The organism is Niallia sp. HCP3S3_B10, assembly GCF_052064465.1.
GTDB classification, from domain to species: domain Bacteria; phylum Bacillota; class Bacilli; order Bacillales; family Cytobacillaceae; genus Niallia; species Niallia hominis.
Window position 1 is genome coordinate 37,905 of the sequence record NZ_JBQHVO010000008.1, and the last position, 24,756, is coordinate 62,660.

Here is a 24,756-nt window from a genome sequence, read left to right on the forward strand (position 1 = left end):
TCTTATTTGTACCTCTCTTGGAAGATGAAATAAAATTTTTTATAGGAGACAATGCATGCCATTAAAAAATATAGATATTTATATAATTACTCGCTCGTTGCTAACTTCCCTTATTTCCGCTATTTTCGTTAGTATGATTCAACTTTTTGGTTCACCCTATTTTAGTTTTTTGGGAATGCTAATCTTTACTACCATTTTCTTTTGCTTTTATCTTGTTATAGCGTCACCTCTCCAAATTATCTTAAATCAAAAGCCTAAGAAATTTAGTATTCTCTACCTTGCTATTTATACTGTTTTTTCTGGAGTGGTAACAGGCATTGTAGCAATTTTTTTTGGTATAAAAACCCCTTTACATTCTTCAGCATTTTATAACCTATTTATTATGTGCGCATTCCTTTTTTGGTTAGTTGATTCAGTCTTACTCCAAAAAAGATGAATATAGAAAAATACCTTTGTGGAATTAGGAGGAACACGATGAAGAATTCATTACAATTAATAGCAGAAGTATCTTATTCATTAAACTTTTTGATTTATGTGCAAAACATCTTTCTCAACCAAAATGAAGATAAGGATAATTGGAAATTTCCCTATCTTCCAACAACTTGCCAGTTTCGAAATGATTTTTTATTACGTTATCGTGCCTTATGGACTACAGTAACGAAACGAATTTCCGAGAATAGAGATATTGACCAGGATATTTTCTATAATGAAAAACACTTATTTTATCAAGAGTTGTTCCATGTTAATGACGATAATTAAACTGCATTTAATGAAATATATGATTCTTATTTCACTTGGTGGACAAGTCTTGCTGGAGGTTTTTCCATTGAAAGGGCTATGGGCGAACGTATAGAGCACATCTATCACGATGTAGCAAATATACTTTTGGAAGAAAGAATCATCCCCAAAAAGCCGTTGAATATTATCTTTATTTATGATGATCCTTTAGTCGAAGATTCACCTCTATTTTCCTATTTTGCTGTTTTATCTATAAAAGAGTGTATGATCCATTATGAAGAGGTAGTTGCTCGAATTAGGCTGTGTGTGGAATAATTAGCTTGTAAAAATAGATTCATAGTTATTTTTCATCATTCCGTTATAGAATCGTTAACTTAGTAACAACCTGCCCATCTCTTCCCAGTCCTTCACTCTCGTTATTCGTTCGTGATTACACATTTGGTTATATGGCTTGTCAAGCAGCAGTACATCTATTTCATTTTTCGCAATAGATAATGCATGGGAAGGATTGTCTTCTATAAATAGAGTGACATTATGAATTAAAGTACATTGATCATAAATGGATATGGATTAGCTGAATGCAGTTCCTTTTGGTTTTTTGTAAAAAAATCTAAAAATGCTTCAAAGGAATACCCATATAAATCCGAAACTCCATACTCAACCATTTCTTCGTAATGTAAGTCTTTGTTATGTATTTTATTTAAAAGCTGTACAATCGATTTTCTCATATCTACAACTGTGTCATCGAAATCTAATCCAATGTGATTCATATAACTCCTCGAGTTTTAAATTGTATTTTTTAAATCTCCATGTAAATATTGTTTACTTTTATCTCTAAACCCCAAAAATCCGCGGTACGTGAACTCCCCAGTCAAACAAGATCCCCATTATGGTAAAAACAAAAAACAAAACAATACAAAGGTTTACAAACGCTTTACCAATTCGGTTATCATCTTTACCTTCCCGCTTCTGTTGCACTCTTTCTCTATAGAGTTCTTGAACCATTTTTTGCTTTTGTAATTTCTCTTCTTTGTCTTGATTCATCCCTTTATTCCTCTCCTTTTTCAAATCCTTCCTTCAAAAAAATCCTTTCGTTTTGGATTAGTGTCTATATGGATTTTCAAATAAGGTTGCAATGGGTCAAGACCCTAACTATTCATTAACTTTTCCACAATGTTTGGCAATTCTCCTAAATCGTCCACCATATAATCAGCATTTACATTATTCCATTGAGAACCCTTCTTCCAAATGCCTTTCATCCCCACTTTTTTAGCAGCAAGTACGTCATTCTCTGGATGGTCTCCCACAAATATAGCTTCATTTGGTGAAACATTCAGTATTTCTAATGCCTTATTAAATATCCTAGGATCCGGTTTTTTTACCCCTTCCCATTCGGAGACCAAAATAACATCAAAATATTTTTCTATCTCTAAAGCTTCGATATTATCCATTTGAAACTGCCCATATCCATTTGTAATCATTCCTAATGATAAATTATTACTCTTTAATTCTTCCAACATCTTAATAAGGTTAGGAAATGGAACACAACTATCTTTAAATTGACTAATATAATCTTGTAAAAGCTCTTCCCACGTTATTTGCTTTATATCAAATTCATCTACTAATTGTTGGTACACTTTATCTTTCCAAACATACCCGCGCTTATCCAACTCTATAAATCTTGTCATATACGTGTCTTTTGGAATATGGTCAAGCTTTTTATTCAGCCTTTCGTGTTGTCTGTCTACAAACAATTTTACTGATTCATCTCTATTTAATAATGTTCCATCTAAATCAAATATAATTGCCTTAATCATGTTTTGTTTTCAGTACCCCTAACTAGATAGATTTTTTAATTTCAGCTTACTCTGCATTCAAATTATACCAAATTTTTCTATATTATTTCGATTAATTTGTTAAAATAGATAATAGAATTGGAGGGCGATAATATCCTTAAAAGGAAAATCGGTGCAGCTTTCCTTACTTTTGTCTTATCTGTTTTGGTAGTTACTTTATTTCTTCCTCTAGACTTATTTTTTTCCGACGCAGTAAATAGAAAAGGGGATTTTACAGAGGATTTTTTAGTTTATTCTTTTTATTTTAGCTTAGGATTATTTCTATATGGCTTTCCAGTTTCCATCCTTATAGAAAAAATAACGAGGAAACTCCCTGAAAGAAGACGGCCATTTGCCTTTCTATTATATGTTTTCTTTGGATTTCTTCCTTTCTTTTTCCTTTGGATTTTCACTTTTTACTCCTTAGGCATTACTATTCTATTCTTTATTATGGATGAATTAATAATGCTGTTAAGAAAAGGTAAAAATAAAAACATAGCGGAAGTTCGCTGATATTAACTTACCGTTTTATCCTTTTAAAAGAGGAGAAATAATTTGAAGAAAATAATTATATCTTTAGGAATAAGCGTTTGCCTCTACAAATTGTTCATATTATTTAATATGTAATCAATCGACTCGCGTTGAGGAGAAACAATCTGTGGTAGGCAATCTAATGGAGACCAAAATAATTTAAAGCGGTGATTATCTGTCTCTATTTTTCATTCATCAACCTGACTGTTTGATTGAAAATGATAAAATTGTCTTGTTACTATTGATGCTAAATTTGATTTTTCCGTCCATCCAGTTATCTGATATGTTATGTAATTGGGTTCTGGAAATTGATCTCCTTCTTTATAAGAAATTTGCACAAAATCTCCTTGGCTTCTTTCCTTAAGAACAGTTATACCTCTTCTTATTTCTGCCCACTGTGTACATGATATATCTGGTCTTGAATATATTTTGGCCTTATCAAAAATTATGTACTTATCCACTAAGATTTGTTCTTGCCTTCCAATAGTACTACATGAAACAAAATCTTTTAAACCTGTTTCTTCAACGGCTTCTCTCCATGCAGCCTGTTGAAAGTCTTCATTTCTTTCTACTGTACCTGCTGGTATTTGAATACCTGCATTTGGGTGCTGAATTAAAAGAAGTTCAAGTTTTTTGTGTTTTTTTATTCTAGTAATAAAACATGTAACTTTCCCTAATGCTTTTTCCATCGTCTCCTCCAAATAATAGATTAGCTAATTCTAAGTTTTTCCTTGATAGCTTATCCACACAACTTACAAATGTAACTAATGGACCTCTATAATAAAGGCATAGCTCACTTGACCTCTTTTCCAATCAGCTGATATCTCATAGACATAGGAACCTTTTTGGGTTGGAGCTTGTAAAATATTGCCTTTCATATTTGCTTTTACCGTTTTTTCTATATCTTGCCATATATATGCCTCATATTTTCCGTCTATAGGAGAAGGGTTAAAGTCTATATTTATTTTGGATCCTTGGTTAATACTGATTGGTTCAATATTTTCTTCATCAACTAATAAATATGGAGAAAGTAAATCTTCGCATTTGGAATTTAAGAAGCCATTCCAACAATATGATCCCTGCACTGTTGTTACTTTATTTCCTTCAGAAGTAACCGTAATTGATGGAATTCGATTAACTTTCATGATTATTACTACTAAGAAGAGAACAATTACTAATAATAGTATAAGTTTTTTCACAAAATAAATCTCTCCCTTATTATTTAATAATGAAAATTCAAAAAATATACCCCCGAATTTCATCAAGTAATAGTGCAAGAAATTTCACGATCAGAAGACTTAATAAAATAGATTTTGAACTTGATGCCTTTATATCACACTTAACTATGGGAAAGAACAATACGGTGGTAACATGTCTACTGGACTCCCAAAAAAGAACGAAAAGTAATGGATAGATTAGCAGACAAAGAATTGACTCCATATCTCCATTTTGAAGTGAATTTTCTTAGAGTATTTGAACGAACATCTAAATGTATATCGATATTTCTCTAAATAATTTACCTCATTAATGCGAGTGAAAAGAAAAGAAGAGATTATATTATTTTATATTTTGGATTGTTCATTATTTCATTAATCACATGAGGTATATCCAAAGTAGAATTATTACTTGTATTTAAAAAATGCTTTTCTTCTAATTCTGATTCCAAAAACTCATCGAATAAAATTAAACACCTTTCTCCCATTCTATTCTCTGGTTCTCTGAGCTTATCTCTTTTAATTAATGTTTCAATATCAGTCCATAAGACCGCATAAATAACTTCAACATTTAATCCTTTTAGATTTTCTTTCAACCATCTTACTTCTTGTGGAAAGCTTACATAATCCACAACGACATCGTTTCCATATCTAAGGAAATTTTTTGTTAGACTTAAAATATTATCCCAAATTAAAGTGACTTCCTCTCTGCTTCCCCAAGGTTTTTTTCTTCCATTAATATGCATATGACTTATGTAGTCACCAGAAATATATGAACTTTTAGCTAATTTTTTGGCAAGTTCTTTTGAAGTTGTTGATTTACCTACACCTGCAGGACCAGATAATATATACACCTTGTTCGCTTTAATTTTATTCATTAAGTAGAACCCTTCTCCCAAAGTAAAGTAGCTATCATTAATAAATCTCTCTTCCACTAATCTTCTTTAGCAAGAGAAATCAACCTTACTGTTTGTGTAATTAATACATATGGAGATGATTTTCGTCAAAGATACTTATAATCCCTCTTTTTCTCTAAAATTTAAGCGATGTTTTTCTACCAACCTACTCTATTTCTTTAAGTTCAACCATTCCAAATATCTATTAGCTATTATTAGAATTCATCTTCTATTTTCTGGTATATGGTCATATTAATTTACTAAGAAGGTGAATAAAAAATGCAAAAATCTAAAACTCGCTCAATTATTAACTATTTAAATACAACCGTTCTAGCGGTTATTATGCTTTTTGTTATAGTAGCTCTAATCACAACATCGTATTTCTCATTTAAATTTAGCTCGACTAATTTGACAAACCTATTTAAATCTGTAAATTCCACTGAATTTTATGTAGACATGATGCATAGTGAGAATCATTTGTTTCCAAAATCTGAGGGAAGAGACTCCTCTCTATCCAATATTTTTCTTCATCTCACAACAAATATACGTTTTGATGATATAAGAACATTATTAGGAAGAGAATTACCAGCTTTAACATACTTTCATACAGAAATTGCGGTAGCTGAAGAAGGGACTACTCTTGCTAATTTACCATTTGAATCTATACCTTCTCAGGATATGTTAGAAAATCCATTGAAAGTAGATGAAGAAAAAGCAAAGCAAGAAGAAAATTCACAAACACAGCCACCACCATCAGAAGAGCATAAAAATCCAGTTACCGAACCAAACAATAAAACAGTATTTATATATAATTCACATAACTTAGAGGCTTATCGTCCATTATTAGAAAACACAACGAATAACGAAAATGTAGTTAGTTCAGATGAACGGGCAAATGTAGTTGGTGTAAGTAGTAAACTTACAAACTTGCTTCAACAAGAAGGATTAGGTGTAGAGTTTAGTAAAGCAAATATCAACCAAATACTACTTGATAAGAAATGGAATTATTATAGTGCATATAAAGCTTCAAAAGAAGTAGTTGAAGCTGCAGTTTCTAAAAATAATAGTCTAAAATATTTAATTGATATTCATAGAGACGCAGCTGGTAAACAAATAACAACAGCTTCTATTAATGGTAAAAACTATGCAAAGTTATACTTAGTGGTAGGAAAAGGTAACACAAATTATGAAAAAAATCTAGCGTTCTCAATAAGATTACATGATGAATTGAAGAAAAACTATCCTGGGATATCCAGAGGCGTTTTCCTAAAAGGGTACGATGAAGGAGATGGTGTATATAACCAAAATTTCTCTGATCGTGCCATCCTTCTAGAAGTAGGAGGTGTAGATAATACAAATGATGAAATAACTCGTAGTATAGAAGCATTTGCTGAGATATTCAGCAAACTTTATTGGGAAGAGAATAATGCAACACAACAATAAAAACCTGGGAATAAATTTCCTTGGTATCTTGTTTATTATGAAAAGTGATTATTTAATAATTTTTTTATACAACACTAATTTTAGATTCTTTGTTGTGATTTATTATATTGGTTTATATTGTAATAAAAATGGGGAGTTTTTAAACGATTTAATATCTGATGAGTGGTAAAAGAAATGGGAAGATCGAATGTTGAAAAAGAAATTAAAAAGTTACTTAGAATCACCTACTGCGTTAAACCAGACAAAAAATTCATATTGGAACTTGTAGAAAAATTAAAAACAATGGAAGATAGCATAATAATGGCTAGAGGCCGGGACATAAGTATTTCAACCAACAATAAACGCGAACTATAATGTAATTATATTATATAAAAGTTCGTGTTTGTTTTTTAGAAAAAGGTTTAAAAACGAAGTGAAATGGAGCGGAGGACGCTCGACTCCTGCGGGAAACAGAGACGCTTTAGACCCCGCAGTGCATGCAGGAGACCACTGAAAAACTGCAATATAATCATAATTGTTGGTGGCCGACTTTTAAATTCGCGTATTTCATTTGTTTTCCGAGGCGACAGCTCGCTTTCCATGGGGCGAGCGCCGAGCCGCTTCGTCACTGCGTTCCTGCAGGATCTCGGACTTTCTCGCTGCTCCCATAGGAGTCGAGCTGCCGCCTCTCCAAACCAACTTTATATTCGCTTTCAAATAAATACTTATTTAATTTGGAGAAACTATACTTTTTCAGTACCCTCGCAGCGAGGAGGCTTAGCTTCCTCCCCGGCGCATCGTGCGTCTGTAGCGCAATGGAACGTCTTAGTTTTTACACTTACCTATATTAAAAAACAGAGATTAAGTAGCTTTATTTAAGAGCTAAATTAAATATTGTTCGTCTTTAATGATTAGTTATTTTGTTTTGTCCCACCCTCTTTTTATTGAGATTTTTAATGAAAGTTCTTTGCACACTTACATCCTCTAGTAGAGCTTAGGCACCCCCACGAAATTAATATAATTCTTTTACTCTCTTTTTTTAATTACTTATCTAGTTCCTCCATTTGGCAGTCAATTCAGCTATCATCTTGTCTTTATATTCCAGATTCATTTGTTCCCAATCTAATGTAGCCTTACATTCATAATTTGCACTTCGAGACTTACATTGTTTTATCCTCACTTGGCACCCCCACAAAATTAAGGATGAGTATATAAAATGGATACGCAATCAATCCTCCCATCACAAACAGACCAGTAACAGGATTGGGTTCGTCTCCACCATTTGTCATTGGAAATAGTGATGCGAATACATAAATAAAAAGGATAAAATAAGGGACCCAAAGAAGTACTGTCCAAAATTTTGCCTTTCGTCCATCCAACCACTTTTTTGTTAAGAAATGGAGTAGTATTGTTGCACCAACCATTACAATAATAACCGTTACGCATGTTACAATATTTACCGTGCTAAATTCCCAATTTGTTAATCTGGCAATTCTATATACATTTAATATCAGTTCAAGAGGAATAAACACCATAAGAGCATATATTATACTAACAATATTTAGTTTAAAGAAATAATTCATTTAATTAACCCCCTATCAAAATCATCTCTCTTCCATTCTACCGCTACATCATTTCCTATATCTACCTTTTTCACTTCTATACTTAAATGCATAATTCCTCTATTATTGGCAAAAAGGCTGAAAGGGTTTTGTTCTTACCAAAATCTAGAAACTTTTAGAGTAAGCTATCACCTTTTCTAGCCCGTGTAACAATTCCTGCGATCTCTATATAGGTAAACAATAACGAACCACTTATCCTAATAGATTTACGGATGTCTAGTTCCTTTTTACCAGCACTTGGATTATAATGCTGATTATAGCAATTAGTTTGTAATATATTATTTTACTATTTTCAATTAAGGTATATTGTGTGTAACAAGGAAAAGAATCACATATGTTCGTGATCATTAATTGAGGTGTTTCTGTGGAAAACAAATTTATTAGAGGAACTTTCTTTTTAACAGCTGCAAGTCTTATCTCCAAAGTTTTGGGATTCATTTATATTATTCCCTTTATGGCTCTAGTTGGTGAACAAGGATATGCATTATATAGATATGCATATGGCCCATATACAATCCTGTTAAGCTTATCAACAGTTGGCCTTCCCCTTGCCGTTTCTAAATTCGTTTCAAAATATAATGAGTTAGGCAACTATAAAATCGGATTAACTCTATTAAAATACGGTATGTACTTAATGGTTCTTACTGGTTTTATCTCCTTTATGGCATTATATTTTTCAGCTCCTATTTTATCAGAAATAGTGGTAAGAAATGATGATTCAGGAGGAAATTCCGTTGAAGATACCGAGTATGTCATTCGGCTCGTTAGCTTTGCTTTGTTAATTATTCCTGCTATGAGTATTTTCAGGGGATATTTTCAAGGGAGCAAATCGATGGGACCTTCAGCATTAAGTACCGTAATGGAACAGGTAGTCAGAATTGTTGTAATCTTAGTAGGTGCCTATTCTGTAATTCACATTTTTAACAGTTCTATTCGAAATGCTGTAGGAATTGCAACCATTGCTGCATTTATAGGAGGTATAGCAGGCTTTATCGTGTTAGTAATTGTGTTCATAAAGAGGAGAGAATTAATTAAAAAAGAAAGAGATAGTAGCCAAAGTAACAAGGAAATACCTATTAATTCTATGTTTAAGGAATTGATTGGATATGCAATTCCTTTCGTCATTACCGGTCTTGCTATTCCTATATATCAGAACATTGACATTTATACGATTAACACTTTGTTTCATTCTATAGGCTACACGAATAATGAAGCAGAGCTAATTAATGCCGTAATCGGGTTAGCTCAAGTGCTTGTTATGGTACCTGTCTCGTTAGCAACAGCGTTTAGTATGTCTTTAATTCCTGGGATTACCTCTGCTTTTATTGGCGGTAAAATGGAAGAAGTTCAACATAAAATTTCGCAAACCCTTCAAGCGATCATGTTCTTTACTCTTCCAGCTGCAATGGGTTTATGCATTCTTGGAAAACCAGTTTATACAATGGTTTTTGGATTAAATAAAAATCCTGAACTAGGAGGAGTTATTTTACAATGGTATTCCCTTGCTGCCATATTCTTTGCCTTATTTACCGTAACAGCAGCCATTTTACAAGGTATTAATGAACAAAAGAAATTAATTATAGGAATCTTAATTGGGATCATTGTAAAAATAGCCTTAAACTTAGTACTAGTCCCATATATAAAGGAACTCGGCCCTATTCTAGCTACCTATTTTGGGTTTTTCATTTCTATTCTTTCTAACATTTACGTTATTAAAAAGGCACTACAGTATAAGTTCTTGCCATTATTTAAGCAATTACAGGAAGTTTTCTTGTTAGTATTCATCATGTCTCTTTCTGTTTGGGGTGTAAAATGGTTAACAGAGTTATGGTTAACAGAAAATTTAGGGATATATTCCCACGCTTTAATTACTTCAATCATTTCTATTATAATAGGAGTTTTCGTTTATTTAGGAATCGGGTTGAGACTTCCTTTTGTAAAGAAAATACTAGAAAGATATAAAAAATCCGCTAGTTAGTAAATTTACTTTTTAAGGTAGGATTATCTAATAAATAATCCTACCTTATTTGAGGTATTTTCCTATTCAGTCTAAGTTCATTCATCCATGTAATAAATTGTTAAGTTATGTTCAAAATTCTAAATATTTTACATTGTTTTAACAAAAAAGCGATTATTAATATATCATTGATGTTTAGCTAAGTAAAATATACAGCATAATAATGCAACCTTTTAGTTACCTTTATTGGCAAGCAACCAAATAGTTGCTTAAAATCAATATATGTGGGACAAAGACGCTATATTTAAAGCACTTGCTGATTCAAATCGGCGACTAATACTAGATGAACTATCTGAACGGAATGAGATGACATTATATGAACTTACTGCTCGTCTCATTATGAAGCATAATCTTACCATTTCACGACAAGGAATAGCGAAACACCTTTCCTTATTAGAAGATGCAGGACTTGTACAATCAAAACGAAAGGGAAAATATCGAGTGCTCCTCTTCAACAATGAGCCACTTAAAGATTTGTTGAAAGGATGGATAAATTAATTTTAGCAACTATCTTAGTGATAGAGGATAGGAATAAGTTTTTTGGGGACCGTAAAAGTTATTTGCTTACACCTTGATTATTATCAAAGCATCATTCATACCAATATCAAAGGAGCCAAAAAGGATGAAAATCATTGTTACTAGTTTATTCGTAGAAGATCAAGACAAAGCATTAAAGTTTTATTCTGAAACACTAGGTTTTGTAAAGAAGCACGACGTACCTAGTGGAAAATTCCGATGGATTACCGTTGTTTCTTCCGAAGATCAAGGCGGTACTGAGCTTGTTCTCGAACCGAATGATAATCCAATCGCTAACGATTACCAAAAGAAATTATTTGAACAAGGAATCCCAGCGACTATGTTTGGGGTCGATGATGTTCATAAAGAATACAAACGATTATTGGATAAGGGCGTTCATTTTACAATGGAGCCGACAAAAATGGGTGATATCACAATCGCTGTATTTGATGATACTTGTGGTAATCTTATTCAAATCATACAACAGTAACGTTTATATCAGTAAAGGACCTTCTAATAGAGGTCCTTTACTTTATCATTTTCTATTGATACAAGAATATCATTCCTATGCGGCTACTATCTAATTTTTACTATTATTTTCCCTTTTGCCCTTCCTGTCTCCGCATATTCCATCGCTTCTTGAGCATTTTCAAAGGGATAAACTCTATCAATGATAGGTATAATCTTACCAGCCTCGATATAGTTTGCGATGGTACGTAATTGCTCACCACTTGGTTTCATAAACAAAAAGGAATATTGAACATGATGCTTTTTTTCAAGGGCAGTAAGTTTATGAGTCAGCGCTGAAAACAACAATGTTTTAAAAAATCCTGAACCATATTCTCTACCAAAGCGAGCATTCGGTAATCCTGAAACGGAAACAATTTTCCCTCCGCTTTTTAACACGCCGAATGATTTTTCCAGTATCTCGCCGCCAAGTGTATCAAATACGGCATCATAGTTTTTCAGTTTCTCTTCAAATTTTTCTGTTCTGTAATTTATAATCTCATCTGCTCCAAGAGATTTCACTAAATTCGTACCAGCCTCACTTGCAGTCGTTGAAACAAAAGCCCCCATTATTTTTGCCAGTTGAATAGCAAAAGTACCTACACCACCAGCACCTGCTTGAATTAAAATCTTTTGTCCTTTTTGTAATTGCATAATGTCTGCTAGTGCTTGGTAAGTGGTTAGTCCAACAAGCGGGATTGATGCTGCTTCTTCAAAGCTCAAATTTTTAGGTTTTAACGCGATATCCTCTCCATGAATGGCGATATATTCAGCAAAAGTACCGATTTTACTTTTTCGTGGACGCGCATATATTTCATCACCAACTTTAAAGCGAGTCACTTTTGCTCCGACCTTTGCAACTACTCCAGAAAAATCATTCCCTAAGATAAGCGGCATTTTATATTTCAGTAATAATTTCACTTTCCCATCACGAATCTTAAAATCAACAGGATTGATACTAGCAGCATGAATCTCTGCTAGTACCTCATACTCTCCAATATCAGGTGTCGGCATTTCTGCCAAACGCATTGGAACTTTTCCGTACCTATCAATAACCATTGCTCTCATTTCCTATACCTCCAAATTATCTCTATATTAAATTCAATAAAAGTTCTCCATGAATGTATCAATATCCGACATAAGGGTTCTTAATAAACCTAATTCTGAACGTACATTGATATAATAAAAGTTTTTTGTCCCTTCTTTACGCATTAAAATAACACCAGCTTCTCGTAAAACCTTTAGATGATGGGATACAGCAGGCCGAGAAAGATGTGTTTGCTCCGTGATTTCTCCGACGCGTAATCCTGTTTGACAATCAGTCCCCATTAGCACTAGCAAAATCGATTGCCTTGTTTCATCTCCAATTGCCAATAATACCTTTTGACAATTTATAAAATCCTCTTTGATTATATTAAGTTGGTCCTGTTTATTCATTTAGTATAAAACCTCCATTAATCAGTTTAATGGTTTAAGTTGATGAACCATATAACCTAATCCAAGAATATACTATTGTTTTCCTTGCTGCAATATTGAGAAAGCAAATCGAGACGAATGAAAATTTAGTCGGAAACGTTATTTCCATAACTAATACTTAAGAAAACCATTCAGCAGCTTATTTTTTTTAGGATATAAATAAAGGACCTCCTAAAAGAGATCCTTTACTTCATACTATCTTTCACTTTCTGAGGTATCATCACCACTTCTGTCTTTAAATCAACTGGCTTGACCGTTTCGTCTATACATTCGTTCCAAAACTCAATATGCTTTTTATCAATCCAGTTCTCCGATTTTTCTACTCCTTGTCCCCCTTCGCCCTGTACCGAATACCAGTATAGAAATTCTTCGCCGTTAAGCGTTTCTCTAAGTATAGTCTCTACAAACATTTTTTCCCTTTCTAAGGTAACAAGAACCTCTTTTTTATTGTCATTTAAGAAACTTAACCATTCATCTACTCTTTCCGATTTCCCTTTTTCACTTTAAATCTTGTTAATTCAACGTTCATGCTTTCTCCTCCTGTTTGTTACTTTTTATGTATGTAAACAAATTTCAGCTTAGAACGAACGATAAAACCACTGAACTCATAAAGCTAACACTTTTCTAGTATCATCTCTTTGCTTCCTATCTTAATAATGGCCTAAATACTTTCAAATAACTTTTTAATAAGGATATTTGAACAGGAGTCACTGTTATTGATTGTTTTACTATTCGATTCTTATTCTTTAAAAAGTTTTTTATTTGTTTTCTTCTATTAGGTACCATATGGAAAGGTAAATTTTGTGAACTAAACCATTCGACTTTTGCGGTTTCCGGTCCTTCTTCTATTGGTATCCCTCCTTTTAATTCTCCCATGAATAAGAATTGCATATCATCGAATTGTGGTTGAAAATATTCCCCGATTTTCCGTTTAATTTGAATATTGTATCCAGTTTCCTCTTCTGTTTCACGAACGGCACAATCTTCAAGGGTCTCTCCCTTTTCCCATCTACCTCCTGGCAAGTCCCAAATAGGAAAATCCTTTCGTTTTGTTAATAAGACTTGTCCTTTGTCATTCAGTACTATCGTAAAGCAACCTGATGTTTTTGCCATATCATATCTCCTCTTAAACAATCACTTTAAAATGCCAGTTTGATAATTTTTATGATAAAATTATTTTAACAGATTTATCTAAATACAAGAAACAGGAGTATTCTTTATGAAAATAATCATATTAGGTTCCACTGGATTTTTCGGTTCATCCTTATTTAAACTAGCTGCCTTAAATCCTACATATTACATTTACGGCACTTCTCGCTCCAATAATGCGGATACAGATATTATACAACTTGATATAAACAACAAACATCAAGTAATACAACTAGTCAATCATATAAATCCCGATGTAATTATCTGGTCTTTAATGGACGGGGAAAAGGAAAACCGGCTTATTGAAGTTGGATTCAACAATCTTTTATCTGCCATTTCAAAAAAAACCAAAATAATTTATCTGTCCACAGATGCCGTTTTTGTAGATGGGAAAGGTAACTATGCAGAAACAGCTCAACCAGGATTTCTTCCTAGAGAAGCTCCTTTATCTACCTATGTAAATGCCAAACACTTTGGGGAAAAACTTATCTTAGCCAATCATGCAAACCATGTCATTATTCGTACTGGTCCCCTCTATGGCAAAGATGCCAATCACGAGATTGAAGCCAGAACAAAACGTATCATTCATGAGATAAATACGAATGGGTATGCGAATGCTGCTATCAACTCGTTCAAATCTTTTGTGCATATTGATGATTTAGCAAAAGCGATAATCGAAATGATAGAAATGGATTTAACAGGAATTATACACGTTGGTCCAAAGCAGAAGGAAAGCTATTATTCCTTTTATAGCAAAAGACTTTCGCAAATTGGAGTAGATACTACCAATCTTCTCCACTATAACATTAGCAAGTTAGAAAAACCTTATCATTCTTTTGATACATCTCTAAACACCCAAAAAGCTACTAGCCTACTGGCAACCTACTTTCGAAATGTGGATGAACTAGATACTAGAAATCACTAGGAATAGTTATGATTTAAATTATGAAAGAGTCATTTGGAAGGGATTTAGAGAATATATTCAGAAGGTTAGCGGCTCACTTTATAAGGTTATTTACTTTTAAGCTGATTCTTTGAGGGAATAATTTTAGCCAAATTATATTTATCGAATGTAATTAGGTAATTTTCCCCCTCGCTAAAGAAATTCAAATATTGATTATCGATTATATTCATAACAAATCTATCAATACTTTCAATCTTTATATCCTTTTTTTCATTCTATATGCCAACAGAAATGGAAATATCGGTAGTACTACCACTATTCTTAACCAATTTTCAGCTCCAAGAAAATAGAGAGATGGAACCAATATGGCTAATCCACTAATGAATAAAGCTTTCCATGATGCCAACCACAGACCATATAATAGTAATAAGGATGAGACACCTATTAATAACCAAAATAGTAGACCGAACCAGAAAAATTCCATAATTTAGTACTCCTTTAACCTTACTTTGTTTCAAGCAAAATTTGATTATCGACTAATAATTGTTTTTAGTAAATAGGAAAGAAATCGACTTCTCTTATTAGGTGTTTTATCATTCTAAATATAACAATATACTTTTTTACAATAAACACCAAATAATAGTATCAAAAATAATACTATAAAATTGTGGATAAGAAAGATTATACAAGGAGGTTTTACCTTGCCGGCAAATAAATTATCCTATATTTGTGTAGCTATTAATATTATTGCAATTTTAAGTTTCTACATTGTGTTAACTATCCATTTCATAGCTGATTTGTTTGAACCCTTCTTTTTACTATTGATAGTTATTTATCCAATGGTCTCCTTTATTGGGATACTTCTTGGTATAGGTGCTATAGTTCTAAAAGAGCCCTTTCTAAAATGTATTACTGCGATCATTTTAAACTTCTTGTGTCTTTTGATATTCTTTAAAGTTTCTCTAATTTAAATTAAATATCGAAAGCTCATTGGTAAGAGTGAACACATTAAGAAATATTCGTACAGAATCTGCTTTCTTAAGATTTCTCGGCCCAAGCATTCTGGAAATCATGGAGAGATATGGTGATAATCAGCTTTATATGGATGCAAAAATCGAAACCATTATCTTTAATGAACAAAAAGATACATACGAGGTGGCCTTACATGTCGGCTTTGAGGGAGCACATAATCCTCCTTATCATTTCATTCGAATGGTTCTTCGAATTCCTGGTGAAGAAAAGAAAACTGGTCATTATGATGTGATTTCCTATTAGAATCATCTGCCTGAGAGTAAAATCATCAAACAGGACGAAATTTTTTTTCCTTATAAAGACGAACTCATTCATTTCCCTCATCATCTGTTTGCGTTTTAAATGTTTTCTCGATAAATTCTTGCTCCTCTTCTTCACTCAATATTCCAGTTGCTTTCCCAATATTACCGTCTTGTAGACTCCAAAGGGCGTTATGATCCTCATCTGCTGTACGAAAATCTCCTTCTTTCCACTTTGACAAAATTTTTAATAAAGCATCTTTATTATGGTAAGTGCTATTTTTTACGATGTCATTAAGCATGTCTATTCGCTCTTCTGTCATTTCAACCGCTCCCCATTTTTGATCGGCTCTCACCTTTTGATGCGTCATCTCATGCATGGTAGAAATAACTCGATCCTCATGCCAATAGTCATAATCAATTTTGCTTATGTCAACTTCGCCTTCCACTTCTTTACTTTTACTTTTTTCGATACTTTGATCGATAGCCTCCCCCTCTACCGATACAAAAGAACCCTCGATCGAATCTGTAAAATAATGCTGATAATATATGTATGTACCAACACCGATTAATAAGAGAAATGAAATACTCCATATACAATATTTAAGCCAGCTTTTCTTTTTAAGTCTTTTTGATTCTTCCATTTTCCATCAACTATCCCCCTTTGAAAGAATTTTCAATTTTTTCCATTATATCAAAGAATCTCTTTATGTAAAACACGTATTTTCTTTTTCTTCAGGCTCTATGAGAAAAGCCAGTTCGCTTGGAACTGGCTAATAATTTATGCTTGTTGTTTTATTTTCGCTTTAGATGGTACAAAGAAAGTTAATATCAATGCCACTACAGCTAAAATGGTCATGAAATAATACGCATCACTTGAACCTAATATAGAAGCAAGCTTGCGGATTACTTCAGCTGTTGCATTTGGTGTTTCTTGCATTAGTGTCTCTGCATGGCTAGTTGATTGTGCGGTAAATACAGTTATAACTACTGCCGTTCCAATTGCACCTGCTATTTGACGTAATGTATTATTCACGGCCGTACCATGTGTTACCAGTTCCTTTGGTAAAGCATTCAAACTAGCCGTATTCAATGGCATTGTAATAAAGCTTAAACCAATTCGAAGAAAAATGGTTCGTATCATGAGAAAAACAAAGGTTGTTGTCTCTGTTAAATCGGTAACCACCCACATGGAAGGAATGATGAAGATCAAACCAATAATGAATAATGGTTTGGCTCCAAAACGATCATACATTTTTCCAGTAACAGGCGACATAAAAGCATTAATTACTGCACCTGGCAATAGTAGCAAACCTGCATTAAACGCCGTAAATCCTCGTCCATCTTGAAGATAGATTGGTAATAAAATCATATCTGCATACATCATCATCGTGACGATAATATTAATGATTGATGTTAGTGTAAATACTTTATTTTTAAATACATTTAAGTTGAGTAATGGATCAGAAGACTTCATTTGTCTTAGACAGAATAGGAAAGTAGTGATAATCCCTACTAGGATAGTAATAATAACGAGTTTGTCATCCCATCCTCTGCTCCCCGCATTACTAAATCCATATAAAATTAGCCCAAAACCAATGGTGGATAAAATAACACTTACAACATCTAGCTTAGCCTTTGCCGTTTCTGAAACATTGATCAAATATTTCATGGATAATAATAGAACGATTACGACAAGTGGTATTAGACCGATAAATAACCAGCGCCATGAATAGTATTCAATGACAAAGCCGGCTAATGTTGGTGCTATGGCTGGAGCGAAAATAATAGCGAGGCCAATTAGTCCCATCATACTGCCTCTTTTTTCTGGTGGAAAAATAAACATAACGACACTCATTAATAATGGCATAATAATTCCTGCACCAATAGCTTGTATCATACGTCCCGTAAGTAAGATAGAAAATGTAGGCGCTGCTGCGCATAAAATGGAGCCTATTAATAGAAATAACATGGCGCTGATAAATAATTGACATGTTGAAAAACGCTTCATTAAAAATGCGGTAATTGGGACCAATATCCCGTTAATTAACATAAATCCTGTTGATAGCCACTGTACAGTTGGAGCTGATACTGAAAATATATCCATTAAACTACTTAATGCAACGTTTAACAGTGTTTGATTTAGTGTTGATAAAAAACAACCTAATATAAGCACTGTTAATAAAACCTTTTTATTGATAGATTCTGGCATAAAGAATATCCTTTCTTCCCTTGTTTTTTTTACAATATGTCAATAAAATAAAGAATAACATTTATTTTATATAGTACCCATTCACAATTTCTTAGATTCTGTTTACTATACAACACATTTATAAAAAGTATCTATAAAACAGAAAATAATAGATAAAGAGGACTAAAAATGACGATACAAAAAAAGGAAGATCCACGTGCTGCTCGCTCTAAACGAATGATTAAACAAGCCGTTATAGATATAGTAATTGAGAATCCCGATATTTCAAAACTCACTGTTCAACAAATCACTAAAAGAGCCGAGTTAAATCGAGCAACATTTTATTTGCATTTCCTCGATATTAACGATTTATTAAGGCAACTGGTTTACGATATTTTCGACAACCTGTTGTTGGAGACATCACCTATTTTACAATTAGATAAGAAAAATAACCGTGATCGCTTAATTTTATTTCTAGATTATTTTTATCAACATCGAAAATTATTTGCCGTCCTTTTTGAACATAGTGGTTTTAAGAAAAAATTACAGATGGTCTTAAAGGATTCAATTGTCATTCAACGTGTGAGAGAAGAGTCTCCCACAACAGAAACCACTTTATCATTAGATATCCTTGCCTCTTCCACTTTAGGAATCATCATGTGGTGGTTGAAAGATGGCGTTCATTTTAGTTCCGAGTATATAGCTGATCAAATGATTGAATTGTATCGATAGACATTTCAATCAAATAGGGAAGGCAGTAAAACATAACCTCCCCTACTTCTTTTTTTATCTATGTTTTTAAAAAACATAATTGAGTATTAATTTCGTAGTTTAATCGTTTATAATAAGATAAAAAGGAGGGATTTATTATGAAGTGGCAAGAAGTTAGGGAATTATTTCCTAATCAATTTGTATTACTTTCAATCCTCGACTATCATGAGGAAAATGGAAAAAAAATAATCGATGAAGTAGCACCCATTCGCTCTATTTCAAGTGAAAACGCTAATAAAGAGTTCTTTAAAGTAAAACAAGGCAACATTGTTTACCATACATCGAACGAGAGATGTATTGTCCATATTCGTAAAGACCCGTTATTAAGAGCGAGCCGAATTTAATGCAAATTTCATCTGATTGACAACTCCTAACAACATCTCTCATTATTACTTTTCGCGGAAGAATACTACAAGTGAATGATATTATTATTGATACAGGCTCATCTCACACAGATATTAGCCCAGATATTTTAGAAGAGATAGGGGTAGTATATGAATATGGAGACAATATTTATGAAGCCTATGGGATAGGTGGCTCAGTGCCTTTTTATACTAAAATAATGGATGAAATTCAAATTGATACGTTTATAGTGAAGGACATTAAAGTGGATGTAGGAATTCTCCCTAAAGATCATAAAGGACTTCTAGGGTTAGATATTTTATTGACCTACAATTTTATAATAGATATGAACAAGTTAGAATTATCCCCCTCAAAGAAATAGAATGAAGTTTAATAGAAAAATCTACTCTTTCCACGTATATACACTTCTCATTCATCTCAAACTCATGTTAGAAATAGAACACATATGAGAAATAGTTGCTTTCATGCTTAATTGTTTATTCGATTTTCAGCTCATTACTATAATAGTTGTAATAATTTCAGAATCTTCATTGCCTATTTTTGAAAAACAGAGTTCATTTTAACTCTGAATATATTGCTTATAAGATGATTGAATTGTGTCGATAGATATAAAAGAGAAGGCTGTAGAAACAACCTTCTCTCGTTTGTTTATTTAGTACTCTCGTCTATGGTTTTTGCAGAACCTGTAAATGGATGAATCTTATACGTTAAATCTCTGCCAGCTATCTTTTCTTCGGCAGTGATCATCCTACCTAAAGAAGCATAATAAAAAACAACTGCACCAAACGCTAAAATTCCACCTATAGCTTCGCATTTATCTTCAAAAAAATAACCTTCAATTCCCTTTAGCTAAAATAAACGCCATAAAACTGGGATCTGGCTTAGCTTCTTTCATTCCGTTTTCAGTTTGAAGAAAAACAGTCTTCTCCTTTTCATAATATACCTTTATTTTCAAATTTCCTAAATCCATTAATTTTGTATGCTTTCTACTAATAGTCGTTTCTTTTGAATCATATGCTTCGTTATTTATGAACTGGACTATTTCGCTAATGGCTGCTGTATCTTTCACTTCTACACCATCTTGTTGAGATTCATTTCGGTATATACGAATGCTCTCTGGATTTTGCTTTAGCCAGACAGTACTATTTAAAATTTGATGCTTGTCAAACATCACTTCTGTTTGCATTTCTGACTTATTATAAGATGCAGAAAGGGTTAGCTCACCATCAAAGCCTGCTTTTCTCCATCTAGAATAAAATCCAGACCAATCATTTGCTGAATCATTATCCTCAAGTGCTGAGCCTATATATTCTACACTCCATCCATGCCTAGGAAGTTCTTGCTCATAGTAGTCATAAATAGCCTCCCAGCTATTTCCGTCCATTATGTATTGGTCTTTAGTTGGTGTAAGTCCCGCATATAATGGGATGTCTTTCCCTTGCTCAGGAATAATGGTCATTCCCTTATATGTGTCATCCGTAACTTTTTGATAAATAATAAAACCCGTTAAAAGGAAAGTAAAAATAAATACATAAAGAACAAACCTTTTTTTGAACATTGAATTTCCCCTCTTCTAATATTAGCTTATCATTCAGTATAGTATAATATTTCCATTAATGATATTTAAATATTCTCAAAATTCCATTTGCTAACGAATTAATTTAGTATTATAAGGAATGTTATAAGCATTCCACATATAACTATATACGCGTGTCGCGTTAATCAGTTTCACTATTTGGAAAAATTATTTATACGGAATGTAATGAGAGCTTGAGGAAGGTTTATTTAGCTTAACTATTGAGATTAGTTGATTCTTTTCATTAAAAACTGGAAATAACCCCCATTTCCATTTAAATATATCGTATAATACAATTATTACAAATGGATGGAGGCTTATTAATGACAAAAAATGGATGGTTATCTCTACTTATGGTTGGTATTTGTATTGTATTATCCTTTTTTCTCAGTGCCAATAATGCAGGCATCTTCTTCTTATTATTCGGAATTTTATCTATAACTGGAATTGTATTCGCTATTTTGTCTAAAAAGTGGAGCAATATTATTCTTGGAGTTCTTTTAAATGGGATAGCAGGTGTGATTTTCACATTATTAGCCTTTGCATTTGGATTTGGAGAAGCTTAATACATTGATTACACTTCTATCCGAGTCAATAGCTTTCGATTTGAGCATCTTTTGGGCATACACTTTTTATATATGCGACTTCCTTTTCCGTAGCATGGGGAACATAGATCTCTGTTCCCCAATGACTGGAATGAAAGACCATCCTTTCTCCCATTAGTAAATTCACCGTAAACCACTTTAATTCTCTAGCTTTATTTGTATAGCTGTTGGATAAATAATGGACAAAAGCAGCTGTTTTCTTTCCATGGAATATCGTTAAATTATCCTCTTTCTGTATTTCGATATCTGGATAAAACGTTGATTTGAGTTCTTCTATAGTAATCGCTTCTTCATTCCAACAATGAATTTCAAAACAATCCGATTTTCGTAAAAAATAATCCACTGTTTGGAGCCAATAATCATCGTTTCCTAGTACAGGTTTTGGAAAGCTAGAATTTCCCTCCGTATAAAATGGGATATTAACAATGATATGTTTTTGCAAACTTAATTCCCCCCTTCCCCTACCTTGAAACTCCTTTCCAAAAAACCTCCCACAATGCTGCTAATTTATCATCCACTCTTTTCCCTGAATTAAAATAAACGATTTCAACCATGATTGCGATGATAATTCCTGTGAAAGCGGAGTTAAATATGTTTGCATCTTTTATAGTAAGTTGCCCTTTCTCTATCCATTTCGCGCACTTTTCGTCAATTAAATGCTCCTGGAAGTTCTCTGCTTCTGTTACTTCTTTTTGAATGACATCATATAGATGCATTGGTGGGAAGAAGCCCATTCTCAACCAAAATTTCAGCATTTCATTTTCCTGGAACATCCCTTTTACATAAAGTAAATAATGATAGAGAAACGTTTCTGGATTGCTACAATCTTCTTTTTCAAAAAACTGCTGTTTACGCTCGATTTCTTCTGCTTTTGCTTCCTTTAATACTTCGAGAAAAAGGTCATCTTTTCCTTTGAAGTGAGAATAAATAGACGCTTTTTTAATGCCCGCTTCCTCTGCAATTTCTGAAAGAGATGCTCCTTCAAATCCATTTTGTAAAAAAAACTTAATCGCTGCTTTTTTTATCTCTTCTTTTTTCACGTAATTCTCTCCTTTATGAGATTAGTTTCAATCCGACTGCAGCGCAAAGAATCATTGCAATAAATAAAATTCTTTTCCAATCCTTGGGCTCTCCGTATACAAACATCCCTAAGATTGCGGAGCCTACTGTGCCTATTCCTGTCCATACGCCATATGCTGTCCCCATTGAAATAGTCTTCATCGCATAAGTAAGTAATGCAAAGCTACACATAAACCCAATGATTAAATAAAGAAGCGCATCCCATTTTTTCATCGTTAACCGTTTAATATTAATGACACCAATTATCTCACAACATCCTGCTGCAATTAAAGCTAGCCACGCCATATCGTTTATGCCTCCTCTTTGTTTGCCCCTTCATCTGTTACCATTTTCAAGCCAATTACACCTATTAATAATACGAGAATCAATACCATTTTCACTAGATTAATTGGTTCTTTAAATAGAATGATTTCCGCAATGACTGTTCCAGCTGTCCCTAGCCCAGTAAACACAGCGTATACTGTACCAATAGGCAAATATTTTGTTGTATATATTAATAGATAAAAACTAATAATGATGGCGAAAATCGTTCCAGTCCATTCTAAAAAAGTGGATGCATGCTTAAGCCCAGAAACCCAAGCAACCTCCACAATCCCCGCACTAAATACCATTAGCCAATACTTATTCACACTCAAATCCTCCTTATATATAAACTACCGACCGTTCGGTAGTTATTGTGTCACATAATTGGTACCGCGTCAAGAAACAAGCTAAACAGGTGTAATTGTCTCTAAAAATTGTGTGAATTTCTATGTATGATAGCATGATAAATGTTATACTTACCATAATTTGGTGATATCAATAAAATACATCATTCTACAATTAGAAAAATTACTGGAGGAAAATAAGATAAATACGAAGGCAGTTACCTATGTTATCCTACTAATACTTTCAGGATATTTAATTAGTAATCTATCTGTTTTAAATCCAGCACTTAAAGATTATCAAGCTAGCATTTGGTTTGCAACCTTTCTAATCCTAACTTTAAGCTACAGCCGAGCAAAAGAAATAATCATTCCATTAGTGAACTTTTCCTGTCTAAAAAATACTGTATCCTATGTTTATATTTTCCTGACTTTAACGGCATCTTACTTCCTATTATTGTTATGTATTCACTATGAAATTCTATTAAATAAAACGTATATTTTCTACTTTAAGAATGGGCTTATGACAGGAGAAGATGTTTGGGGGATTATACCAAAAGTGTTGTTAGCACCAATTTGGGAAGAACTATTTTTCCGAGGGATCTTACTATTCTTTTTATTACGTTATATGAAACCCATTTTGGCTATTTCCATATCAGCTATAATTTTTGCCATGTTCCATCCGTTGTATTGGATCCTTACTCTTATTTGAGGATTACTATTAGCTTTTACTACTTATAAAACAAAATCTTTCGTCCCAGCCTTACTCTCCCATTCCCTTTGGAACTTGTATATATCCAAATTATTTATTTATTTTTAGCAAAAGGACTGGTGATAAATATGTTTTCTAACAAAGAATTACAGGATTTAATTGCTGGCAAGGTCGTTGGCAATCGGTTTCCCTATGATACAGGGAATCAACAAGAAATTGAAGCCCATATCAGGCGATTGTTTTATCGACTAAATCGCATACCAAATCTAATCTGCGAGGCAGAATGGAATCACTTTGGAAGTGGATACGCATCTTTTGTTGAAATATTTTGCTATATAAAAGAAGCCGTCACAGTGGAAGAAAAATACGGGATGCGGGAGGAAAATATTGAAGGAATTATCATTGATATTTGCCGATTAGCACCTGTAGCGATTATGGGAATGGATGAACGATTTCATAAGATTCGTATCGAAACGAATGAAAAAGTCAGTGGTTCGTCTGGATTTTTACTTGATGGACCTCATCGTTTATATGTAAACGAAAAATACCAAGAAGTTGCTGACAAGATAAGATTTGCTTTACAGGAATTTGATATTGAGCTTTTATCAGCAGCTACCCTTAATGATTTTTTGCCTTTTCGTGCTAAAATAGATACCATTCATCGAAATCCAAATGATTATTTAATAATGGACGCCATATTTTATTGGGAGGATTAA

The 24,756-nt window shown here is 33.1% G+C and carries 33 protein-coding genes and 1 pseudogene; 15 read left to right on the top strand and 19 right to left on the bottom strand.

All coding sequences use genetic code 11. From position 1 onward, the window contains the following. The first annotated feature begins 55 nt into the window (after positions 1 to 55). The 3 genes from ACTNDN_RS06140 to ACTNDN_RS06150 all read left to right on the top strand — a co-directional run bounded on the left by ACTNDN_RS06140 (position 56) and on the right by ACTNDN_RS06150 (position 1,053). Positions 56 to 436, top strand: a complete 381-nt coding sequence (locus ACTNDN_RS06140; protein ID WP_031538241.1) for a UPF0715 family protein — start codon at positions 56 to 58, stop codon at positions 434 to 436. Positions 437 to 474: 38 nt separating this feature from the next. Then, the gene (locus ACTNDN_RS06145; protein WP_441130886.1) at positions 475 to 759 is read left to right on the top strand and encodes a hypothetical protein; all 285 of its coding nucleotides are present in this window, start codon (positions 475 to 477) and stop codon (positions 757 to 759) included. Positions 760 to 837: 78 nt separating this feature from the next. After that, positions 838 to 1,053 carry a hypothetical protein gene (locus ACTNDN_RS06150; RefSeq protein WP_441130887.1) on the top strand — a complete coding sequence of 72 codons (216 nt, stop codon included), beginning with the start codon at positions 838 to 840 and terminating at the stop codon, positions 1,051 to 1,053. 224 nt (positions 1,054 to 1,277) lie between these two features. Here ACTNDN_RS06150 and ACTNDN_RS06155 read toward each other — a convergent pair whose 3' ends face one another. From ACTNDN_RS06155 to ACTNDN_RS06180, 6 genes are all read right to left on the bottom strand, one after another. Beyond that, positions 1,278 to 1,508, bottom strand: a complete 231-nt coding sequence (locus ACTNDN_RS06155) for a hypothetical protein (protein ID WP_031538239.1) — start codon at positions 1,506 to 1,508, stop codon at positions 1,278 to 1,280. Positions 1,509 to 1,572: 64 nt separating this feature from the next. Continuing rightward, complete coding sequence (locus ACTNDN_RS06160) at positions 1,573 to 1,782, bottom strand: hypothetical protein (protein WP_031538237.1); 210 nt, start codon at positions 1,780 to 1,782, stop codon at positions 1,573 to 1,575. A gap of 104 nt (positions 1,783 to 1,886) precedes the next feature. Continuing rightward, complete coding sequence (locus ACTNDN_RS06165; protein ID WP_441130888.1) at positions 1,887 to 2,555, bottom strand: HAD family hydrolase; 669 nt, start codon at positions 2,553 to 2,555, stop codon at positions 1,887 to 1,889. Between the two features lie 737 nt (positions 2,556 to 3,292). After that, positions 3,293 to 3,793 (bottom strand): NUDIX domain-containing protein, encoded by a 501-nt coding sequence (locus ACTNDN_RS06170; protein WP_441130889.1) that lies wholly within the window; start codon positions 3,791 to 3,793, stop codon positions 3,293 to 3,295. 75 nt (positions 3,794 to 3,868) lie between these two features. Continuing rightward, positions 3,869 to 4,303, bottom strand: coding sequence for a hypothetical protein (locus ACTNDN_RS06175; protein WP_441130890.1), 435 nt, complete (start codon positions 4,301 to 4,303; stop codon positions 3,869 to 3,871). A gap of 353 nt (positions 4,304 to 4,656) precedes the next feature. Further along, on the bottom strand, positions 4,657 to 5,196 hold the full coding sequence (locus ACTNDN_RS06180; protein ID WP_441130891.1) for an AAA family ATPase: 540 nt from the start codon (positions 5,194 to 5,196) through the stop codon (positions 4,657 to 4,659). 297 nt (positions 5,197 to 5,493) lie between these two features. Between ACTNDN_RS06180 and spoIIP the strand changes: the two genes are divergently transcribed. After that, positions 5,494 to 6,657 carry a stage II sporulation protein P gene (gene spoIIP / locus ACTNDN_RS06185; RefSeq protein ID WP_441130892.1) on the top strand — a complete coding sequence of 388 codons (1,164 nt, stop codon included), beginning with the start codon at positions 5,494 to 5,496 and terminating at the stop codon, positions 6,655 to 6,657. 1,139 nt (positions 6,658 to 7,796) lie between these two features. Here spoIIP and ACTNDN_RS06190 read toward each other — a convergent pair. Continuing rightward, positions 7,797 to 8,219, bottom strand: coding sequence for a hypothetical protein (locus ACTNDN_RS06190; protein ID WP_031538227.1), 423 nt, complete (start codon positions 8,217 to 8,219; stop codon positions 7,797 to 7,799). A gap of 403 nt (positions 8,220 to 8,622) precedes the next feature. Between ACTNDN_RS06190 and ACTNDN_RS06195 the strand changes: the two genes are divergently transcribed. From ACTNDN_RS06195 to ACTNDN_RS06205, 3 genes are all read left to right on the top strand, one after another. Further along, positions 8,623 to 10,236 carry a putative polysaccharide biosynthesis protein gene (locus ACTNDN_RS06195; RefSeq protein ID WP_441130893.1) on the top strand — a complete coding sequence of 538 codons (1,614 nt, stop codon included), beginning with the start codon at positions 8,623 to 8,625 and terminating at the stop codon, positions 10,234 to 10,236. A 261-nt stretch (positions 10,237 to 10,497) separates the two neighbouring features. Further along, on the top strand, positions 10,498 to 10,773 hold the full coding sequence (locus tag ACTNDN_RS06200; RefSeq protein WP_441130894.1) for an ArsR/SmtB family transcription factor: 276 nt from the start codon (positions 10,498 to 10,500) through the stop codon (positions 10,771 to 10,773). A gap of 124 nt (positions 10,774 to 10,897) precedes the next feature. Next, positions 10,898 to 11,281, top strand: a complete 384-nt coding sequence (locus ACTNDN_RS06205) for a VOC family protein (protein ID WP_251630039.1) — start codon at positions 10,898 to 10,900, stop codon at positions 11,279 to 11,281. Between the two features lie 86 nt (positions 11,282 to 11,367). Here the strand turns inward: ACTNDN_RS06205 and ACTNDN_RS06210 are convergent, their stop codons facing one another. The 4 genes and pseudogenes from ACTNDN_RS06210 to ACTNDN_RS06225 form a co-directional block, all read right to left on the bottom strand. Next, on the bottom strand, positions 11,368 to 12,366 hold the full coding sequence (locus tag ACTNDN_RS06210) for an NADP-dependent oxidoreductase (protein WP_441130895.1): 999 nt from the start codon (positions 12,364 to 12,366) through the stop codon (positions 11,368 to 11,370). A 33-nt stretch (positions 12,367 to 12,399) separates the two neighbouring features. Beyond that, entirely contained in the window at positions 12,400 to 12,735 is a 336-nt protein-coding gene (locus tag ACTNDN_RS06215; RefSeq protein WP_251630037.1) for an ArsR/SmtB family transcription factor, read from the bottom strand. Positions 12,736 to 12,959: 224 nt separating this feature from the next. Then, a pseudogene (locus ACTNDN_RS06220) lies at positions 12,960 to 13,303 on the bottom strand (DUF6176 family protein). Positions 13,304 to 13,419: 116 nt separating this feature from the next. Beyond that, positions 13,420 to 13,887, bottom strand: a complete 468-nt coding sequence (locus ACTNDN_RS06225) for an NUDIX hydrolase (protein WP_251630036.1) — start codon at positions 13,885 to 13,887, stop codon at positions 13,420 to 13,422. A 106-nt stretch (positions 13,888 to 13,993) separates the two neighbouring features. On the opposite strand from ACTNDN_RS06225, the gene ACTNDN_RS06230 reads away from it, so the two are divergent. Further along, complete coding sequence (locus ACTNDN_RS06230; protein WP_251630035.1) at positions 13,994 to 14,848, top strand: sugar nucleotide-binding protein; 855 nt, start codon at positions 13,994 to 13,996, stop codon at positions 14,846 to 14,848. Positions 14,849 to 15,083: 235 nt separating this feature from the next. Here ACTNDN_RS06230 and ACTNDN_RS06235 read toward each other — a convergent pair whose 3' ends face one another. After that, positions 15,084 to 15,311 (bottom strand): hypothetical protein, encoded by a 228-nt coding sequence (locus ACTNDN_RS06235; protein ID WP_031539807.1) that lies wholly within the window; start codon positions 15,309 to 15,311, stop codon positions 15,084 to 15,086. 515 nt (positions 15,312 to 15,826) lie between these two features. Here ACTNDN_RS06235 and ACTNDN_RS06240 point away from each other — a divergent pair. Continuing rightward, positions 15,827 to 16,102 carry a DUF3888 domain-containing protein gene (locus ACTNDN_RS06240; protein ID WP_155986784.1) on the top strand — a complete coding sequence of 92 codons (276 nt, stop codon included), beginning with the start codon at positions 15,827 to 15,829 and terminating at the stop codon, positions 16,100 to 16,102. A 64-nt stretch (positions 16,103 to 16,166) separates the two neighbouring features. On the opposite strand, the gene ACTNDN_RS06245 is transcribed toward ACTNDN_RS06240, so the two are convergent. Both ACTNDN_RS06245 and ACTNDN_RS06250 read right to left on the bottom strand, forming a co-directional pair. Beyond that, positions 16,167 to 16,742 carry a DUF6241 domain-containing protein gene (locus tag ACTNDN_RS06245; RefSeq protein ID WP_031539812.1) on the bottom strand — a complete coding sequence of 192 codons (576 nt, stop codon included), beginning with the start codon at positions 16,740 to 16,742 and terminating at the stop codon, positions 16,167 to 16,169. A gap of 137 nt (positions 16,743 to 16,879) precedes the next feature. Next, complete coding sequence (locus tag ACTNDN_RS06250; protein WP_031539813.1) at positions 16,880 to 18,310, bottom strand: DHA2 family efflux MFS transporter permease subunit; 1,431 nt, start codon at positions 18,308 to 18,310, stop codon at positions 16,880 to 16,882. A gap of 168 nt (positions 18,311 to 18,478) precedes the next feature. On the opposite strand from ACTNDN_RS06250, the gene ACTNDN_RS06255 reads away from it, so the two are divergent. The 3 genes from ACTNDN_RS06255 to ACTNDN_RS06265 all read left to right on the top strand — a co-directional run bounded on the left by ACTNDN_RS06255 (position 18,479) and on the right by ACTNDN_RS06265 (position 19,784). Then, a complete protein-coding gene (locus ACTNDN_RS06255; RefSeq protein ID WP_031539814.1) occupies positions 18,479 to 19,021 on the top strand; it encodes a TetR/AcrR family transcriptional regulator in 543 nt (180 codons plus the stop codon). A 137-nt stretch (positions 19,022 to 19,158) separates the two neighbouring features. Then, complete coding sequence (locus ACTNDN_RS06260; RefSeq protein ID WP_441130896.1) at positions 19,159 to 19,404, top strand: hypothetical protein; 246 nt, start codon at positions 19,159 to 19,161, stop codon at positions 19,402 to 19,404. Positions 19,405 to 19,475: 71 nt separating this feature from the next. Then, positions 19,476 to 19,784 carry an aspartyl protease family protein gene (locus ACTNDN_RS06265; protein ID WP_441130897.1) on the top strand — a complete coding sequence of 103 codons (309 nt, stop codon included), beginning with the start codon at positions 19,476 to 19,478 and terminating at the stop codon, positions 19,782 to 19,784. Between the two features lie 474 nt (positions 19,785 to 20,258). On the opposite strand, the gene ACTNDN_RS06270 is transcribed toward ACTNDN_RS06265, so the two are convergent. Further along, complete coding sequence (locus ACTNDN_RS06270; protein ID WP_441130898.1) at positions 20,259 to 20,981, bottom strand: hypothetical protein; 723 nt, start codon at positions 20,979 to 20,981, stop codon at positions 20,259 to 20,261. Between the two features lie 341 nt (positions 20,982 to 21,322). Between ACTNDN_RS06270 and ACTNDN_RS06275 the strand changes: the two genes are divergently transcribed. Further along, a complete protein-coding gene (locus ACTNDN_RS06275) occupies positions 21,323 to 21,565 on the top strand; it encodes a hypothetical protein (RefSeq protein WP_031539717.1) in 243 nt (80 codons plus the stop codon). 25 nt (positions 21,566 to 21,590) lie between these two features. Here the strand turns inward: ACTNDN_RS06275 and ACTNDN_RS06280 are convergent, their stop codons facing one another. Genes ACTNDN_RS06280 through ACTNDN_RS06295 form a run of 4 tightly spaced genes read right to left on the bottom strand, consistent with a single transcriptional unit; the run spans position 21,591 to position 23,295 of the window. Next, a complete protein-coding gene (locus tag ACTNDN_RS06280) occupies positions 21,591 to 22,046 on the bottom strand; it encodes a hypothetical protein (protein WP_441130899.1) in 456 nt (151 codons plus the stop codon). 19 nt (positions 22,047 to 22,065) lie between these two features. Further along, positions 22,066 to 22,644, bottom strand: coding sequence for a TetR/AcrR family transcriptional regulator (locus ACTNDN_RS06285; RefSeq protein ID WP_031539720.1), 579 nt, complete (start codon positions 22,642 to 22,644; stop codon positions 22,066 to 22,068). Positions 22,645 to 22,657: 13 nt separating this feature from the next. Continuing rightward, positions 22,658 to 22,969, bottom strand: a complete 312-nt coding sequence (locus ACTNDN_RS06290) for a DMT family transporter (RefSeq protein WP_031539721.1) — start codon at positions 22,967 to 22,969, stop codon at positions 22,658 to 22,660. Between the two features lie 5 nt (positions 22,970 to 22,974). Further along, the gene (locus ACTNDN_RS06295; protein WP_231512599.1) at positions 22,975 to 23,295 is read right to left on the bottom strand and encodes a DMT family transporter; all 321 of its coding nucleotides are present in this window, start codon (positions 23,293 to 23,295) and stop codon (positions 22,975 to 22,977) included. Positions 23,296 to 23,476: 181 nt separating this feature from the next. On the opposite strand from ACTNDN_RS06295, the gene ACTNDN_RS06300 reads away from it, so the two are divergent. Further along, positions 23,477 to 24,040, top strand: a complete 564-nt coding sequence (locus ACTNDN_RS06300) for a CPBP family intramembrane glutamic endopeptidase (protein ID WP_251629308.1) — start codon at positions 23,477 to 23,479, stop codon at positions 24,038 to 24,040. A gap of 128 nt (positions 24,041 to 24,168) precedes the next feature. Next, positions 24,169 to 24,756, top strand: coding sequence for a hypothetical protein (locus tag ACTNDN_RS06305; protein WP_441130900.1), 588 nt, complete (start codon positions 24,169 to 24,171; stop codon positions 24,754 to 24,756).